The 1,816-nt window shown below is 66.9% G+C and carries 2 protein-coding genes and 1 pseudogene; all 3 read right to left on the bottom strand.

The features are described 5' to 3' along the window. Nucleotides 1-938 (bottom strand): annotated as a pseudogene (locus JCM19049_RS13150) (acyl-CoA dehydrogenase family protein); the annotation flags it as partial. 114 nt (nt 939-1,052) lie between these two features. Next, nucleotides 1,053-1,229, bottom strand: coding sequence for a hypothetical protein (locus JCM19049_RS20930; protein WP_279403196.1), 177 nt, complete (start codon nt 1,227-1,229; stop codon nt 1,053-1,055). 4 nt (nt 1,230-1,233) lie between these two features. Then, nucleotides 1,234-1,737 (bottom strand): TetR family transcriptional regulator, encoded by a 504-nt coding sequence (locus JCM19049_RS13145; RefSeq protein WP_054821810.1) that lies wholly within the window; start codon nt 1,735-1,737, stop codon nt 1,234-1,236. Nucleotides 1,738-1,816: the final 79 nt, after the last annotated feature.

The following is a 1,816-nucleotide window of genomic DNA, read 5'->3' as shown; positions in this document are numbered from 1 at the left end:
TGCGCGCCAGTCGCTCCTGCACCACCTGGGAGGCGGCCAGCGGGCGGCCGAACTGCACGCGCTGCTTGGCGTAGGCCACCGCGGATTCATAGCAGGCGGTCGCATGCCCAACCGCCGCCCAGGCCACGCCCCAGGCGGGTGGCGAAGAGCACCGCGGCGGTGTCCTTGAAGCTGTTCGCGCCGGGCAGGACCATCTCATCGGGAACAAACACGTTCTCCAGGCGGATGTGCGCCTGCCAGATGGCGCGCAGCGACAGCTTGTTCTTGATGGTGGTCGCGGTGTAGCCCGCGGACTGCTGGTCCACCAGCAACCCGCGCACCTTGCCCTCGTCATCGCGGGCCCAGACCACGCTGATCCCGCCGACCGAGCCGTTGCCGATCCACTTCTTCTCGCCGTTGAGCACGTAGCCGCCCTCCACCCGGGTGGCCCGGGTTTCCAGGGACACCGAGTCCGAACCGTGGGTGGGTTCGGTCAGGGCGAAGGCGCCGGGCAGTTCCCCGCGCAGCATCGGCACGCCGAACTTTTCGATCTGCTCGGGGCTGCCGCACTGCAGGATGGAACGCAGTGCCAACCCGGCCTGCACGCCCACAATGGTGCCCACCGAGCCGTCGCCGCGGTGCAGCTCCATGTTCACCAGCCCGGCGGCCATGGCGCTCATGGGGGCGTACCTCTTGGGGGTCTGCCCGTCGCGCAGCAGGTCGGCGTCGCCCAGCTTCTTGACCAGGTGCAGCGGGTAGTCGGCGGTCTCCCAGTATTCGTGCGCGACCGGGCGCACCTCATCCAGGGTGAAGGCGCGGGCCTTGTCCCACCAGGCCCGGTCCTCGGGGTCAAGGTCCTCGAAGACGCCGGTGGGATCGATCTCCACGTCGGTGGTCCACAGCTCGTAGTCCGGCTCGGTGACACCGGTGGGGAATTCGTAGGTGGTTTCTTGGGTCATGGCAGGTTGCTCCATCGTCGAAGGTGAATCTCTCGTCCACCAGCCTAATGGAACTCAGTTTCATGTCAAGAAACTTTGTGTCAAATCTTCGTCTGCCGCCCTCGGCGGCGCGGCTCAGATCCCGCCGGCCTGCTTCAGCGCCTGGGCCACCTCATCCAGCACGGCCTGCTGGTCGCCCGGGTTGATCACGGAAACCACCACGGTGGTGCGCTGCCCGGGAGCCGTCTCGGCCTGCTCCGGGGAAATGAGGTCGGCAAAGCGGCTCAGGAAGCGGCGCACGTCCGCGGCCAACTCATCACGCCGGTCGCCGCGTGGTCGCGCAGCCAGGTGCGCAGGTGATCGTTGTGGATTGAGACCAGGCCGCGCTCAGCCCCAGGCGCAGGGAACGCTCCCCGGGGGCGGCAAACAATCCCTTGGCGCGCAGGTAGTCGTTAAAGGCCCGTTCGAAGCGGTGGGTGGAAACCAGCTCCCGGTCACGCAGCGCGGGCACCTCCTGCAGCAGCTGGTGGCGCAGTTCCGCTGCCGGGGGATTGGCGGTGTACTGGTCAAACACGACCGACACCGCCTCGGTCAGCGCCTGCATGGTCGGGGCCGAGCTGGTGCCCAGCACCGTCTGCAGATGGGTGATGATCATTTCCTGGTCCGCGAAGACCATGTTCTCCTTGGAACCGAAACGGCGGAAAAACGTGGAACGGGACATGCCGGCGGCGTTGGCCAGCTCATCGACGCTGGTGGCGTCAAATCCCTGGTCGATCAGCAGTTCGAGGGCGGCAACGGGCACGGCGGAAGAAGTGATCATGATTTGTTGAATCTAGCATGTTTCCGCGGTTTCCCGTCCCGTCCGAACCGGGTGCCCCACCCCGGCCACGACGGCGGTG

The organism is Arthrobacter sp. JCM 19049 (assembly GCF_001310435.1).
The sequence above is the reverse complement of the archived record's forward strand: the minus strand, read 5'-3'. Positions and strand labels throughout refer to the sequence as shown.